Here is a 15342-nt window from a genome sequence, read left to right on the forward strand (position 1 = left end):
AACCGGTGACGCGGGCTGGACGACTGGGGGCGATCCGTCGATGCTGTGACGGTGTCGAGATCGCGCATCACCCGGGCCTGCGCCGTGGGAAGCGTCGCGCTCGTGCTGGCGTTGGTTCCGTCATGCGGCGACCCGCAGCACCCGCCACCGCCGGCCAGCACCGCGTCCACCACAGTGCCCCTCATACCTCGTGAGGATGCGCCCTACCGACCTCGCGCGGAGCTGATCGCTCCGGTCGCTGCGCTGATGAACGACGCGATCGCGGTTCCCCGGCTGCCCGGAGCGGTGGTCCGGATCGGGCACGCCGGCGCGATCGTGTTCAGCCAGGCCTTCGGCGCGCGCAAGCTCGCGGACGAACCGTGGCTCGACGGCTCGCCTGCCCCCGCCGAGCCGATGACCGAGGACACGATCTTCGACATCGCGTCGTTGACGAAGTGCCTCGCGACGGCCGTCGCGGTCCTGCAACTGTACGAACAGGGCCGGGTCCAGATCGACGAACCCGTCCAGACCTACCTGCCGGAGTTCAACGAGGCAGGCGACCCCCGGCGCGCCCAGGTGACGTTGCGCATGCTGCTCACCCACACCTCGGGCATCGGTGGCGATTTGAGCCACCAGGGTCCGTGGGGCCTGACCGAGCCCGACAAGGCCGGTGGTGCTCATCGGGCACTGACTGCACCGCTGGAGTTCGGCCCCGGCGAGATCTTCCACTACTCGGACATCGGCTTCATCATCCTGGGCACATTGGTCGAGACGATGACCGGCCAACCGTTGGACACCTATGTGCAGGACAACGTCTTTGCGCCGCTGGGCATGACCGACACCCGTTACCTGCCTGCCGCCAGAGCGTGTGGCCCGCATCAGATCCGCGGTACCGCTATCGCATTGGACGCGAGCGCATCCCCGGACGGCCAGTGCCCGGCAGGTGGCTGGAGAACCGACCTGTTGGCCCGCATCGCGCCGACAGCGCATGACGAAGACACCCCCGGAATCAACCCCGACTACGACCAACTGCTGCGCGGCACGGTGAACGACCCGACGGCACGCCGCATGGGAGGGGTGGCCGGCAGCGCCGGGGTGTTCTCGACCGCCAGTGACATCGGCAGGTACGCCCAGGCCCTACTCGATCGGCTTGCCGGGCGCCCGAGCCCGTTTCCACTGCGGCGAGCGACCCTGGAATTGATGACGACACCCCAGCAGCCCGGGCATGACCCAGCGCAGCTGGTAGCCGCGAACGCCGCTGCGCAGCAGGCGAATGCAACGTCGCCCAATAGAGCCGATCCCCTGCTCGCTGCGCACTATCCGGCGATCAGCGGACAGGATCTCCGCGGTTTCGGCTGGGACATCGATACGCCGCACTCCCGGCCGCGCGGGATGATCTTTCCGATCGGTAGCTTCGGGCACACCGGGTTCACCGGAGTGACGCTGTGGGTCGACCCGGGGTCGGACACCTACGTGGTCGTGCTGGCGAACGTGATCCATCAGCGTGGCGGTCCGCCCATCGCGGGGCTCAGCGGCGACGTGGCCACCGTGACCGGGCGGGCGCTGCATCTGTACGGCAACTGAAGGGCCGGCTTCTACCCCGTGTGGGCGCTGTCGATAATGGCCGGGTGGCCGATCGCAACATGCCCGCTATCCCGGTCATCGCGCTGACGGGGTACCTCGGGGCGGGCAAGACCACGCTGCTCAACCATGTGCTGCGGGCTCCGGGAGCGCGAATCGGGGTCGTTATCAACGACTTCGGTGAACTGAACGTCGACGCCGGACTGGTCACCGGACAGGTCGACGAGCCGATGTCCATCGCCGGCGGATGCATCTGCCATCTGCCCGATGACGGCGCGCTTGACCAGGCGCTGGAGAAGCTTACCGACCCGAAGCTCGCCCTCGACGCGATCATCATCGAGGCCAGCGGGGTGGCGGAGCCGGCGGCGGTATCGCGAGTCATTCGGTTCAGCGGGGTGGAGCGGATACGCCACGGCGGTGTCGTCGACGTCATCGACGCAGCCGAGCACTTCGACACCGTCGACACCGGGTCCGCCCCGCCGCCGCGCTACGGCGTGGCCTCCCTGGTCGTGGTGAACAAGCTGGACCGGATCGCCGAGGACGCCCGCGAAGATACCCTTGGCCGGGTCGAAGCCCGTGTGCGCGAACTGAATCCCGACGCTCACGTGGTGGGTGCGGTGGCAGGACGGGTGGATCCCCGGTTGCTCTACGACGTCAGCGACGGCGGCGAGACCGGCCAGATGTCGCTTCGGGAGCTGCTTATCGACGAGGCCGCCGGCGCTCACGACGAGCACCACGGCCACGTGCACGCGACGTCGGTGACCGTCGTCGGCGGTGGCGCCGTTGACCCGGGACCGCTGATCGACCTGCTCGAGCAGCCGCCGCCGGGCGTCTACCGGATGAAGGGCACGGTCGCGATCGGCAAGCGCCACTACCTCTTTAATGTCGTCGGCACGTCGGTGCACGTGGTGACCGCGCCTGCGGGCGCTGGGGCCAGTCACCTCGTCGCGATTGGCACGCACCTCGACACCGCGGACGTTCAGGCGCGGCTCGAAGAGGCACTTCGGCCCACTGGCGAGAAGGTGGCCGCCGCCGGGATGCGGCGGCTGCAGCGGCTGAGGCGCTACAGCATTTAGTCGCGGCCTACTGATTGGCGGCGGTTCACGCCTTGAGGGTCGGTGTGATCGCCGCATCGATGATCTTGGTATCGCGGGTGGCGATGGTCAGATTGCGGCGTAGCGCCTGGGCGACGATGATGCGGTCGAACGGGTCGCGGTGTTCCCAGGGAAGTCGCCCGGCGAGGATCGCATCAGCGGAGTCGATGGCCAGTTCCGTGCTGCTCATGGCGGCAATAACGTCCGTCCAGGTCGACAACAAGGCTCCGCCGTCGAGGCGGCCTAGCCGAGTCTTGGTCGAGATTTCCCATGCCGAGGCAGCGGTGATCCAGACAGCGGTTCCCGGATCGGCCAGGATTGCGAGCGTATCGGCGTCGACATTCGAGGGGTTACTGACCAGCCACAGCAACGTATGGGTATCGAGCAGGACGTTCACGCCTCGGCGTCTTCCCAGGCCGCTAGTTCTGCTGCCGGCAGTGCGTCGTCGAAGTCGCTCGGTACGACAAGGCTTGGCAGCTGGCCGAACCTGCGCGGTACGGCACTGATCGGTACGAGCTGCGCGACGGGCTGACCGTGGCTCGTGATGGTGAACGACGCGCCGGCCTTGACGTCGTTCAAAAGCCGGTTGAGCTGGTTTTTGGCGTCCGTGCTGCTGATCGTATCCACGGTTGGATCGTATCCGCATTGCGCTGGTCGCGCTAGCGTCACTAGCGCGACTGGTGAGTTGCAGCGCTGGCTCAGGGCTTGCGGCGAACAGCGATACCGTTGAGCAGGCTTTCCAGGGCCGCCAGCGAATCTCTGCTCGCGCGTTTGGGGTCCGGTGAGCGGGCAACTGTCATCGCGGCTTCGCACATCGCGCCATGTACGAGGTGCGCCAGGGGCTCCACGCGCTGGCGTTCGAGGTGGCCGTCAGCGATCGCTTGAGAAAGACCCTGCCGCAGCAGCGACGTGACATGCTCGTCCTCGAGCTTGCGCATCATCTCCCAGCCGAGGACAGCGGGCGCGTCGATCAGCGTGATGCGCTGCACGCCCGGATCCAGCACAGCGTCGAAGAAAGCGCGGCAGCCGGCCAGGAAATTCTGCCAGCTGCTGTCGCCGCCTCGGGCAGCGCGCAGGACAGCCTGGCCGATCGCATGCTGCTCGGCTTCATAAACGGCGGCGAACAACGCGCGTTTGCCCGCGAAGTGGTGGTAGAGGGCGCCTTTGGTCATGCCGGCACGCTCGACGATGCCATCGACGGAGGTGGCGTCGAAGCCGTCGTCGGCGAATGCGCGGCGCGCCACCGAGACGATCTGCTCGATGGTGACGCGCGTGCGTTCTGCCTGGGTACGCGGGCCGGTCACGGTCGTCAGCATAACGTACTTGCGGTACATACTTGTGGTACATACCGACGGTATGTTTATACTGACGGTATGGAAGTTCGACGGCATGTCTGTTCGCTCTGTGAGGCCGGTTGCGGTTTGGAGAGCAGCGTGGATGTCGGTGAGGTCGTCTCCATTCGCGGCAATCGCGACCATGTTCTGAGTCGCGGACATGTGTGCCCGAAAGCCTTCGGACTCAAAGAGCTTCATGTCGATCCCGACCGTGTACGCACACCGCATCTCCGCGGCGCCGACGGGCGGCTCGAGCCCACGTCCTGGGAGGAGGCGTTCGCGGTCATCGATGAACGACTCACCGCGATCATCGACCGGCACGGCGCGGATGCCGTGGCCTTGTACCTCGGCAACCCCGTGGCACATGATTTCGCCACGACGCTGTACGCCAGTGCCGCGATGCGGGCCCTCGGCTCACGCAACATATACACCGCGAACACCGTCGACGCGATGCCGAAATTCGTTGCCTGCCAACTCATGTTCGGCGGGATGTACACCGTGCCGCTGCCCGACATCGACCGCTGCTCCTATCTGTTGATCTTGGGCGCCAACCCGATGGTGTCCAACGGGAGCCTGCTCACCGCTCCGGGTATGCGGGCACGGCTAGGCGCACTGCGGCGCCGCGGGGGACGGTTGATCGTGGTCGACCCCAACCGCACGCGAACCGCCCAAGGAGCCGACGAGCACTACCCGATCCGGCCGGGCACCGATGCGCTACTACTGGCGTCATTGGTGCAGGTGCTGTTCAGTGAGGGCCTGATCGATCTTGGCCGACTGGGTCCGCACGTTCGCGGCGTCGAGGATGTTGAAGAGGTCACGCGTGAGTTTTCGCCGGAAACTGTTGCGCCGCACTGCGAAATCCCGGCCGAGGGGATCCGCCGCATCGCGCGTGATCTCGCCACCGCGCCTGCTGCGGCCGTCTACGGCCGCACCGGCACCTGCACTCAGCGATTCGGCACCGTGTCGAGCTGGCTGATTGACGTCCTCAATGTGCTGACCGGCAACCTCGATCGGCCCGGCGGTGCCATGTTCGCCCGCCCGGCGGCCGATCTGCGACTGGTGACGGCGGGGCGGACGGGCGCCGCGATCGGGCGATGGCGCAGCCGCGTGCGTGGCGCCCCCGAAACCCTCGGCGAGCTGCCGCTGGCGTGCCTTGCCGAGGAGATCGACACACCGGGAGCCGGGCAGGTGAAGGCGCTGATCACCGTCGCCGGAAATCCGGCGCGCTCAGCTCCGAACAGCTCTCGCCTCGCGGCGGCATTCGAGCAGCTCGATCTCATGGTCAGCCTGGATCTGTACCGCAATGAAACGACACGGCACGCGCACGTGCTGTTGCCGGCGCTCTCGCCGCTGACCAAGCCCCACTACGACTTGTTCTTCGGCCACTTCGCGATCCGCAACACCGCCACCTACTCACCGCCAGTGCTCCCCGCGCAGCCCGGCGACCAGGCGGACTGGCAGATCTTACTGCGCTTGATCGGAATCCTGGCACGACAAGGCGCCGCGGCCGACCTGAAAGCCATCGACGATATGGTCGCCGAAACGCTGAACCGTACCGTCAACGGCGACAGGCACGCCGGCGGCACTTCGACTGCCGAGCCCGGCGGTCCCGAACGTCTGCTCGACTTGCTGTTGCGTGCCGGGCCCTACCGCGACGGCGGCCACCCGCTGACCCTCGCCCGGGTGCGTGAGTATCCCGACGGGATGGATTTCGGGCCACTGACCCCGCAACTGCCCGGGATACTCACCACACCGTCGGGGCAGATCGAGCTCGCTCCGGCCCCGCTGGTGGACGATGTTGCCCAGCTGCGCACCAGCTTGCTGCGGCCCCGCAAACACAGCATGGTGCTGGTCGGGCGGCGTCACCTGCGGTCGAACAACTCCTGGATGCACAACCTGCCCACGCTGGCCAAAGGACCAGACCGGTGCACGTTGCAGATTCACCCCGCCGACGTCGCACGTCTGCAGCTCGGCAAGCATGCCCGGGTGAGATCGCGCGCCGGCGTGATCGACGTTCCGGTGGAGGTGACCGACGCGGTGGGCCCCGGCGTGGTCTCACTGCCGCATGGGTGGGGACATGACGAGCCCGGAACCGCTGCCGCTGTCGCGGCACAACGGCCGGGAGTCAACAGCAACGTTTTGGCGGATGGCATAGAACTCGATCCGCTGTCGGGCACCGCGGTGCTGAATGGCATCCCGGTTGAGATCACGGCAACCCCCGCACCGGCGATCGGCGCCGTCCGGTGACCGCTGAGACTGTGCTGCGCGACGCACTGCGCAACTACGCCGAGGCGAAGAACCGACACGACGTCGACGCGATCGTGGCCGCCTACGCACCCGACGGCAGCTATCAAGACTCCGGTGTTCGTCACCCGGTCACCGGCCGCGCGCAGTTGCGTAAGTTCTACGCGGCCTTCTTCGAGTCGGTGCCCGATTACCGGGGCCACTTCGATGGGACGGCATTCGGCGACGAGACGGCCGTGGTGTGGGGGCGCATGACCGGGACGGTGGGCGCCAACCTCCTTGGCCTGGCTACTCATCCCGGCAGCCGCATCGATGTGCCGGTCGCGTTCGTGTGCACCTTCCGCGACGGGCAGCTCGCCAGCGACTGTGGCTACTTCGACACCAGGGTCCTTCATCGCCAGGTTGGTCTCGCCTGGACAGCCAAACCATAACTGAGGAGGCGGCTTTCGTGCGCGCAATTATCCAACATGAGTGGGGCGGCCCCGCCTCCGTACGGTTAGCGGAGGCCCCTGAACCGCAGCCCGCTCCGACCGAGGTGAAAGTCCGGGTTCACGCCGCAGGTGTTAACCCGGTGGACTCCTACACCAGTCACGGTCGGGCATACAACCGGGTACTCGATCTGCCGTTCATTCACGGTTGGGACGTGGCAGGAGTCATCGAGGAGATCGGCTACGGCGTCACCCGGTTCCAAGTCGGCGATCGGGTTTTCGGAATGCCGTGGTTCCCGCGGCAAGCCGGCGGATACGCCGAGTTCGTCACCGGGCCGTCACGGCACTTCGCGGCCATGCCCGCCGGGGTGGATTTCACCGAAGCAGCCGCCCTGCCGCTCGCGGGGCTGACCGCATGGCAGATGCTCGTCGACGTCGCCCACGTTGGGCCCGGTCAGCGCGTGCTGATATCCGGCGCCGCCGGGGGCGTCGGGCATTTGGCGGTCCAGATCGCCAAGGCGCGCGGCGCGTACGTCATCGGCACCGCCCGCGCCGCCAAGCACCGTTTGCTTGCCGAGCTGGGTGTTGACCAAGCGGTGGATTACACGGTCACGCCGGTCCACGAGGCAGTCCGTGATGTAGACGTGGTGATCCAGATGTTCGGCGGTGCTGCCGGCATCGAGGCATTGGAATGTCTTCGTCCCGGTGGGATTCTGGTCAGCGCGCAAGCCGCCTGGACACCAGGGCTCTACGAGCGTGCGAAAGAGCTCGGGGTGCACGCCTACGGCTACCTGGTCGAGCCAGACGCGGCTGGTCTCCGGAGCCTCGCGCAGCTCGTCGATAGCGGAGCGTTGCGGGTGCACATCGCCGAGCGGCTCCCGCTATCGAACGCGGCGCGTGCCCTGACCCTCAGCAGCCAGGGCCGCACCAGCGGCAAGATCATTCTCACCGTGGTGTGAACGAACATGACTTCTTCTGATTTGCATGTCGGGGTCGTGGCGTTGCTTGCCGCCGACCAATGGCCGGGTACCGAACCTGGCCAACTCGTCCGTATGGTGCGGACCGTCGAAGATCTCGGCTTCGACTCGCTCTGGGCTAACGACTCATTGATCGGCCCACGCATCGAAGCACTGACATTTCTTGCGGCCGCTGCTGCGGTGGCTGAGCGGGTCACCCTTGGCACCGCTGCGCTTCTTCCTGCGTTGCGCAGACCGGTGCAAGCCGCGCAAGCGCTGGCCTCCCTCGATCGATTGGCACAGGGTCGACTCGTCGTCGCCGTCGGTGCCGGCTTTCCGGGGATATCGGAGACCGAATACGCGGTGTCGGAAGTGCCATGGCGGCGGCGCTCCAGGCGGCTCGACGAGACTGTTGCGCTCTGGCGGCAGCTCTGGGCCGGAGCAGGTCCGAGCTCGTTTCACGGCGACACGCTCATCCTGACTGACATTCCCGCTGGCATAACGCCGTTCAATCCTGGTGGGCCGCCGGTCTGGCTTGCCGGCGATACGCCGCGCGCCCGCGCTCGCGCGGGGTCGGCCTATGACGGTTGGCTGCCCTACCCGCCGACGCCGTCGGGTTTCGGGGCGGGTCTCGGTGACGTTCGCGCCGCGGCCGAGCTGGCCGGGCGGCCGACTGACGCCGTCACCCCAGCCCTTTTTGTGACGGTCCTGGTCACGGACTCGCCCGATGGCGGTCGAGCCGAACTGGATCGATTCACCACCGCAACGTATGGATTTCCGCTTGCGGCCGTCGAGAGTCTGCAGGCCTTCGCCGCCGGGACCCCTGAGGCGGTCGCGGCCAAGCTGGCGAGCTACATCGATGCCGGCGTGCGCCATTTGGTCTGCCGTATCGGGGTGCTCACCCAGGACGCATTCCAGGTGCAGCTGAGGCGACTTCGAGATGTGAAGGAACGCTTGAAGGAGTCGTCTCATGCTTACCCGTGAGCGCACGACGACCGGCTTGCTCCGCGAGTACCGGAGCTTCGCGGATCTGCTGGCCACGCTTGATATGTCGATGTGGGCCCGAGCCACCCGCTGCGCCGGTTGGCAGGTGCGCGACGTCGCCGCCCATGTTGTGGGGCAGGCGATCGACACCGTCACGGGCGCAAGCGGTACCCGAAGCGCCGAGGAGCAGGCGGCGTCGCTGCGCGCCGAGTCGCCCTTGAGCCTCGCCGCCCAGATGCGGGAGATCATTCAGTCGGCGGCAAGGCTGGTGGCCGCCTTCGACGACGACATCTGGGCTAGGCCCAGCCCGTTGCCGCGTTTGACTGTGGGCCGGGCGATACATGCGTTGCTGATGGACGCGTACGTGCACGCCGACGACATCCGCGACGCCGTCAACCAGTTAACGGACCTGGGCGAGGGGCTTTGGGACAGCCTTGATTTCGTCCTCGGCGTCCTGAGCCGCGACCCGGTCGCTGCAGCCGACTCGTACTTGGTCCACCTGCTTGCGATACCGGCCGCGGCTTTCGCGTCGGACGGCGGAATCGATGGCCACGAGTTCCTTCTCGCTGCTACCGGACGCCGCGACCCGCGCATGCTTGGTCTTCCCGAAACGGTCAATATCTTTCGGGCGTGACTGGAGGTTGCCCGCATGTCAGTAACCGGCTCTTCCGGAGGCGGGTGCAGCCCTGGGCGAGTCTGACTCAATCTGGCGGCTATGCAATCTCTTCCGCTTCCCCAACAGTTCTCTTCAACGGGATTATTTCGCCCCAGTCGAGGACCATCGTGACGGGAATCTCGGCCTCTTGCCACAGACCCACGATCTCCGGGTCGTCATCGATTGCCGCGGGGATGTCGTACTTGAGCGATAGGCGGCTGTGGATTTCCCCCTTGACTTCGATGTTGGATCGGAAGTCCCCCTCGCTGCGCATGTACACGCCAGCGTGTACCACTGGGAGGTGTGCTCCGACAGCATCGGGCGGTCAGCTCGTGCGCCCAGCGGTCACGACCCGGGGCGATCAGGATCTCGTGTCCCTGCCCGTGGTGGTCAACGCACCAGTCGACCACTGCCCGGTGCGGTGGGCACTGGACGCAAGCTTGGTGAAAGCCGTTGAAGCCATCGGGCTCAGCCTGGAGGTGGACGACGGTGCCTATGTTTGCAAAGGGTGCCGTCCATGTCGACGCGTACGGCGGGTTGGCGACTCATTGGTTTCTACACGGGCTTTCGTTCATTGCGCGGAACGCCGGGTTTGTATGGTGGTTAACGAGGCCTCAACACTCGTTCATGGCGCCGTCGGCAACGCGGGATTTACTGGGCCAGTACTAGGTCCCGAGTTTCCGACTCCCGAATGCTGGGAAAGCGTGGTTATCTCACCCCTGATCGCCCAGTGGACATCGCCCGGTTTCGGCTCAACGGCGAGCAACTCGCCGGCCACGCATAGGTGGTCCGAGGGATCCCACTTCACGCCCGACCCGTAGGGCGAGACCAGGCGAGGCACTCCGCCCAGCACGGCCCGACGCTGATCCAGCAAGTGCCTCTGGATCTCTTCAGGTTCCGCCCGAAGTTTTTCTGCGAGTCGTTCCAGGACCTCCGGCGGGACCGCTGTCTCGGTGTGGGCTTGGAAGGCGCAGATCACCCCATCGAATATCCCCTTCACTAGTCCGCCCCACACCGGCTGCCGGGGATAGGGTGGCCGGACCTCGACCCGCACCGCGAACGGCGTACCGGCAGCAGCCGGCTCGTACACGTGAGCCTCGCCGCGAGACAGCGCTAGCCAGACCGGTTCCAGCTTCTTCTCGCCAGCGAACGCGCCGAGGTCGGTCCAGCCGAACGAAGCCAACAGTTGCGCTGAGCGCCAATGGACGAACGCTGCCGATCGCGAAGCCAACGCGTAGGAATACCCGAACCGATATTCGGCGATGTCGGGTGCTACCGGCGGCGTTCCTCCGTGTTCAAAGCGAATCCCATTGCGGCCCGCCACCTTAAACGAGTCGATGTTGTAGAGTACAAGGTTCTCGACATCGGCATTGGGACGCTTGGCGCCAAAGAACGTAGCGTGCAAGACCTGCTCCGGCGACGGTTCCAGTCTTCGGCAACGTTGACGGATCTCAGCGCGCAGATGCTGTTGCCAGACGGGCAGGCGCTCGAAACGGATGTAGTCATCTGCCCAGGCTTGGACTGCGTCACTACTCGGGCCAGGCCCAGCTATGTCGTGGCGAACCTCTGACATCTCATCCACCGCCGAGTCGGTATTCTTGGTCGAACGGGGCCGCGAGGCGGCGCTGGCTTTGAAACAAGGCGGCGCTGGCTTTGAAACAAGTTCCGCATCGCAGAACCGGCTCCCCGACGTGATTCTCCGACCACCGCTCGAGCTCGGCCTCAGATTCGGCGCACTCCTTCACGTATGCCTCAGTCCACTTGCCCCCGCCTGGATTCTGATCGTTGATCGTTCGGCAACTGGCGTGGTGCAACCGTGCCGCGCTCGGATTGTGGCTTCGCAAGATGTTGATCACGTAGCCGTCGGGGTGGGCGGCGAGCCAAGCCAGATAGCCAGCGTCGTCATCGCGGAACTCGCGCACGCCGTCTTGCCCTGCCATCTATCCCCCTTAGCGGATTCCACCTGAACCCGACCACAAAGCTGACCAATAGTGTAAGTGCGCACTCCGACAAATTCGGGCGGCCAATTCTTTCCGGACCTCAGGGCCACTCGGCTCTGTCATCGATATCTGCCGCGTGTGGGAGGGCAGAGATGGCCCCCGCATCTTCCGGACAGCCATCACGGCAATAGCGATCCGGCGAAACCACCAATTTGCCACCCTGTCACGTACGGCACCGAAGTTCGGGGTCCCCCACGAGTACCCCTCCGACCACCACCGGATGGTCACCTCGGAACACCCAGCTGAGGGCGTCACGGCGGCCGATGCTCGCAATGCTGACAACCTTGTCCCAATAGACGTCCTTGGTCGCGAGATCGTGAAGCAGCGGGCTCGCCAACACATTCGACAGGCGATGTGCGTATCAATTCAGGCATTGGAATTTCCGAACCGTTGTCTGCCCGACGAACGCCAGCGTGCGATGCCTCGGGCACTACGCCTTGCGCACGCACTGTGGTCCGTTCGTCGCTATCTGCCGACATGCCAACAACTTATCGACGCCGACCGATATCAAACCAACGACCAATGCGCGGGTAGTACGGGAACGGTGTAGGGTCTCACCCTCCGTGTCAGACGGCGTCGTTCTGGCCTGCGGCTATGCCAGTTGTCTCACGAAATGTCATCTGGGTTTGTCTCAAATTCGTGTCATTTCCTCGACCAGGCTCACGATCCCCAGTTGGGGTAGAGATATCGCAGCAATCAGCAGGCCTGGCACTTCTTCCTTTCGTCACGTGATCCCACTCCCGATCGACCACCGCGAGCCCGGCTAGCAAGCCTGATGCGTTGCGCGTCTTGGATCATGCCGGCGTGGCCGGTCCTTCATAACCGCCCCCGAAACGTCGGTCACCCGTCTTCTCCGAACTCGCTTTGTCGAGGTGCGATGAAATCCCGCTCCATGTGCTCAATCTCCGGTTCGGTGCGCCCATGCACGTCCACCAAATGTTCGGCCCGCCACGTTCCCTCAGGTAGCGGCCCGACATCAAGGCCGGCAAGCATGTCCCGGCGCGCCGCACCTCAGCTCATCAACGAGCGTTCCTAGTATCGCCATCATGATTGATGCGCAGTCCCCTGGCTCAGAAAACGGCCTCACGGACGAGGCCAGAGAACGGATACGCGCCGCTGCGAAGCAGTACAACGAATCTCGTAAGAATCCAAGACCCGACCATTTCGGCCTATTCCACCCTGTCTATAGGATGCTCAACGCAATTCGTTGGTCACCAGTTGTTAGAAGGCTTCCGCTACGGATCACCAAGCCGCTGTCTTATATCTTACACGTCATCGTTACCCATCATACCTATCGACGAATGCTCAAAGACGACCATCCTTTTGCCGATCCTTTTATCGTTCGGCCTGGCCAGCGTGTGAGTATGCCAGCAATATTCCTCGTCGATATCTTCCCGCCGAGCGAGATCGACAACCTCAAGCGATCACTAGCGAGAAACAAATGGAACTCCACCCAAATCAAGCAATATATCGAGCTGGGGCCAACTCTCGAAGGAGCTAGGTCCGGACATGGGCTTCATTGGTGGCATTTGGGCGCTGTCGCTCGTCGAAGATCGGCACGCTACTACCCTGACGCCTCCATCCGGAGATTGCCCAGATACTTCGACGGCGTCGATCTGAAAGCGGTCCAAATAGGACAAGGTTTGACAGCCGTGATGGCGCGAATCGACCTGACAGAACGGGGTGCTGTCAAACTAAATGAATCCTGGCATCGACTATTCTTTCCTCGGATCGACTGGGGTAGGTGGGGTGGTGCCTGGCCACAAGCCCAAGGAGCAAAGTGGACTGCATTTCAGAAGACCCAGGAGGCACGCGGAGCGCTGCACAAGCAAGCGCGACGGTGGCTCCGCAGCCAATGCCCCGGTGCATTCGCTTCGAATCGCTATCCGCAACCGTTGTTAGACATCCTCCTCTTCGATGGACTTGATGCGCGGTTCGAAAAGCGGACCGACAAGAACACTAGTGACGTACTACGTGCGCTTGGGCTTTCCAGTTCTACATTGATCGAACGTTCAGATCAATTGCCAGCAATGGTCATCGAGAAGGCGGACATACGCGCAGACTCCTGCATGGAGGAACGAGGGACGTGGTCTTTATGGGGAGGCCGCGACGCTGTCTACGAGGCTTTTGCAAATGTCTTTAATTCCTATGGCCTCCAGGCACAAGATAGTTCGGTCGCATACTGGGTGGGACAGGCGGCAGAATCGTACTTCATTAGGCTCGCTATATCGGAACTATTGACTCTTTGCCAGATACGGTATGCCGCCATGCGAGATACCGCGCGGAAAAATCACGCACGATACCGTATGAAGCACCTAAAACAACTTCGGTCAAATTTGTTGACGCAAAGCCACGACCTGAGCACTATCGACCGCGACGTTCGGCAGCACAACAAGCCGGGGTGGCGCATCGACCACGCAAAATTCGTGCTCGAAGACACTCCCTGGTCGGCCGCAAATTTAGCGGAATTGGGATATAAAGCACAAAAGCCGATCAATCTGAACAAGCATCTGATAAAGCGTCAGGCCCGGATGCTTCGAGCCCTCGCGGTCGCTGACGGCGACTATCGAGAAATCCTAACCGCAGCAGCTTCACTCACTTCATCCATGCGGTCGCTACGCTCCGGAACCATCGCACTGTGCGTCGCGCTCGCATCGCTGGTGGTTGCAGGGATGACGCTGCTACTTACCGACGCGCCCGATCATAGCCAGCTTGACGTCATCTTCGAATGGGTAACTGCCCGTACCGACGCGATCAGCCGATAGTTCTCTTAATCTCGAGCACCGCGGGCGAAGTGAGGTTAGTCGATGTTGCACAAAGGTCACGACTCCGGCGAGTAATTGGGACTCGCGAAGGTACGACTACGAGTCGGTGCGCTTTGCACTTGGGGCGACGTCATCGGTTGGTACAAGCGCAGTTTCGGTTTCGTCGGTCGACGCCACGACTCCGTCCCGACAGATCTTGTCTACTTCCCCAATATGCCAAACTATGCCGAGGTCGGAATCATTTTTATTATTTAAGTTCAAACGCCCCGTGTATACACCGATAAGCCGCGTCCGCGGCTTGGCATTCTTGGAAGCGGGCTGATGGAAGGGGTGATTCATCAGCAACACGGGCGACCCCGACTGACCGGACCGGGCACGAACATCCAGCAGGAAAAATGGGTATTCGTGATCCTTATACGGGAAGTACAAAGCGGGCTCCGACGCGACCGTACCTCGAGTCCAGATCGGCCACATGAATCCGGTAACGATTCCGAACGGATACCCAACGACGTAGGCATCCTGCGTGATCCAAAAGCGCGCATTTCGCGGGTTCAGCTGCGGCGGCTCCAACGGAAGGATGTGCAGTCCCTCGTTGGGTTGACTGAAACGCAAAACCGCCAAGTCGATCTGGTTGCCAAGCGCACTGCCGCCCCACTTCGGATTGTGGTCGGCGTCAACCAGGGGAAAAACGTAGTCTTCGATTCCGAGCCCGTCAGAGGCATCGAAGATTTCCTGTTGCGGAGGCTTAACGCGAAAGGTAACTTTCACATGGGTCGGCGCAACCGAATGACTACTTAGAAACTCACCTGTCTCCCAATGGCGACCCGAGAAATTGTGCCGGGCGGTTACTATGTACGTGTTGTGTTCGTAAGCATAGAAGAACCCCGTTCCGACCGCGTATTCCGGGGCGTTCTTAATATCCTCGATCGAAGCATCCCCGCCATCCGGTAGCCAATACATCGTTAGCAGAACGGTATGGAAGTACTCGTTAGGCACTTGTAGTTCGTTGGGGGGCGCTGCATGAGATTGTGGTGCCCTACTTTGGGGTGGCCGGCTAGTCCGACTCCGAGCGCGACTCCGTTTTTTAGCCACACATGCAGGATAGAGCCAACGTCGGCTCCGAGCTTCAGCAGATCGAGTGCTCCGCAGAGACTCTCGCGTCGGTGCGTTGTGCAACGCTTCTTGCTCAGGACTTCTTGAATTGCTGGGAGCGGGGGTTGGATGATCGCACTCACGACCGATGGTTCCTAGCGTGATTTGGAGTGCCGACACCATTGTCCAGGTGGCGGACGGCTCGATCTGACGGCAGGACGAGTACCACC

At 63.6% G+C, this 15342-nt stretch carries 15 protein-coding genes and 1 pseudogene; 8 read left to right on the plus strand and 8 right to left on the minus strand.

From position 1 onward, the window contains the following. Positions 1-45: 45 nt before the first annotated feature. Positions 46-1563, plus strand: coding sequence for a serine hydrolase domain-containing protein (locus AC5Y31_RS21015; protein WP_499982740.1), 1518 nt, complete (start codon positions 46-48; stop codon positions 1561-1563). A 59-nt stretch (positions 1564-1622) separates the two neighbouring features. Then, the gene (locus AC5Y31_RS21020; RefSeq protein WP_499982769.1) at positions 1623-2636 is read left to right on the plus strand and encodes a CobW family GTP-binding protein; all 1014 of its coding nucleotides are present in this window, start codon (positions 1623-1625) and stop codon (positions 2634-2636) included. Positions 2637-2661: 25 nt separating this feature from the next. Here the strand turns inward: AC5Y31_RS21020 and AC5Y31_RS21025 are convergent, their stop codons facing one another. From AC5Y31_RS21025 to AC5Y31_RS21040, 4 genes and pseudogenes are all read right to left on the minus strand, one after another. Next, positions 2662-3051 (minus strand): type II toxin-antitoxin system VapC family toxin, encoded by a 390-nt coding sequence (locus AC5Y31_RS21025; RefSeq protein ID WP_499982741.1) that lies wholly within the window; start codon positions 3049-3051, stop codon positions 2662-2664. Then, positions 3048-3281, minus strand: a complete 234-nt coding sequence (locus AC5Y31_RS21030) for a type II toxin-antitoxin system Phd/YefM family antitoxin (RefSeq protein WP_499982742.1) — start codon at positions 3279-3281, stop codon at positions 3048-3050. Before AC5Y31_RS21030 ends, AC5Y31_RS21025 begins: the two co-directional genes overlap by 4 nt. A gap of 71 nt (positions 3282-3352) precedes the next feature. Next, a complete protein-coding gene (locus AC5Y31_RS21035; RefSeq protein WP_234782902.1) occupies positions 3353-3826 on the minus strand; it encodes a TetR/AcrR family transcriptional regulator in 474 nt (157 codons plus the stop codon). After that, positions 3827-4132 (minus strand): annotated as a pseudogene (locus tag AC5Y31_RS21040) (TetR family transcriptional regulator); the annotation flags it as partial. Between AC5Y31_RS21040 and AC5Y31_RS21045 the strand changes: the two are divergent. From AC5Y31_RS21045 to AC5Y31_RS21065, 5 genes are read left to right on the plus strand one after another with little or no spacing between them, the layout of a single operon-like run. After that, the gene (locus AC5Y31_RS21045) at positions 4028-6235 is read left to right on the plus strand and encodes a molybdopterin-dependent oxidoreductase (protein WP_499982744.1); all 2208 of its coding nucleotides are present in this window, start codon (positions 4028-4030) and stop codon (positions 6233-6235) included. The pseudogene AC5Y31_RS21040 and the gene AC5Y31_RS21045 overlap by 105 nt on opposite strands. Beyond that, a complete protein-coding gene (locus AC5Y31_RS21050) occupies positions 6232-6663 on the plus strand; it encodes a nuclear transport factor 2 family protein (RefSeq protein ID WP_499982746.1) in 432 nt (143 codons plus the stop codon). Before AC5Y31_RS21045 ends, AC5Y31_RS21050 begins: the two co-directional genes overlap by 4 nt. Before the next feature lie 17 nt (positions 6664-6680). After that, positions 6681-7619 carry an NADP-dependent oxidoreductase gene (locus AC5Y31_RS21055; RefSeq protein ID WP_499982748.1) on the plus strand — a complete coding sequence of 313 codons (939 nt, stop codon included), beginning with the start codon at positions 6681-6683 and terminating at the stop codon, positions 7617-7619. Between the two features lie 6 nt (positions 7620-7625). Beyond that, the gene (locus AC5Y31_RS21060; RefSeq protein ID WP_499982750.1) at positions 7626-8600 is read left to right on the plus strand and encodes an LLM class flavin-dependent oxidoreductase; all 975 of its coding nucleotides are present in this window, start codon (positions 7626-7628) and stop codon (positions 8598-8600) included. Continuing rightward, entirely contained in the window at positions 8587-9234 is a 648-nt protein-coding gene (locus AC5Y31_RS21065) for a maleylpyruvate isomerase family mycothiol-dependent enzyme (protein ID WP_499982752.1), read from the plus strand. Before AC5Y31_RS21060 ends, AC5Y31_RS21065 begins: the two co-directional genes overlap by 14 nt. A 79-nt stretch (positions 9235-9313) precedes the next feature. Here AC5Y31_RS21065 and AC5Y31_RS21070 read toward each other — a convergent pair whose 3' ends face one another. From AC5Y31_RS21070 to AC5Y31_RS21080, 3 genes are all read right to left on the minus strand, one after another. Then, positions 9314-9550, minus strand: coding sequence for a phosphatase domain-containing protein (locus AC5Y31_RS21070; RefSeq protein ID WP_499982754.1), 237 nt, complete (start codon positions 9548-9550; stop codon positions 9314-9316). 330 nt (positions 9551-9880) lie between these two features. Then, entirely contained in the window at positions 9881-10837 is a 957-nt protein-coding gene (locus tag AC5Y31_RS21075) for a hypothetical protein (protein WP_499982756.1), read from the minus strand. After that, positions 10830-11195 carry a hypothetical protein gene (locus AC5Y31_RS21080; protein ID WP_499982757.1) on the minus strand — a complete coding sequence of 122 codons (366 nt, stop codon included), beginning with the start codon at positions 11193-11195 and terminating at the stop codon, positions 10830-10832. The genes AC5Y31_RS21075 and AC5Y31_RS21080 overlap by 8 nt, the downstream gene beginning before the upstream one ends. A 1106-nt stretch (positions 11196-12301) precedes the next feature. Here AC5Y31_RS21080 and AC5Y31_RS21085 point away from each other — a divergent pair. Then, positions 12302-14020, plus strand: coding sequence for a hypothetical protein (locus AC5Y31_RS21085; protein ID WP_499982758.1), 1719 nt, complete (start codon positions 12302-12304; stop codon positions 14018-14020). 96 nt (positions 14021-14116) lie between these two features. On the opposite strand, the gene AC5Y31_RS21090 is transcribed toward AC5Y31_RS21085, so the two are convergent. After that, complete coding sequence (locus AC5Y31_RS21090; protein ID WP_499982759.1) at positions 14117-14980, minus strand: S1 family peptidase; 864 nt, start codon at positions 14978-14980, stop codon at positions 14117-14119. Positions 14981-15342 lie beyond the last annotated feature (362 nt).

This window comes from Mycobacterium sp. NGS18, assembly GCF_059813185.1.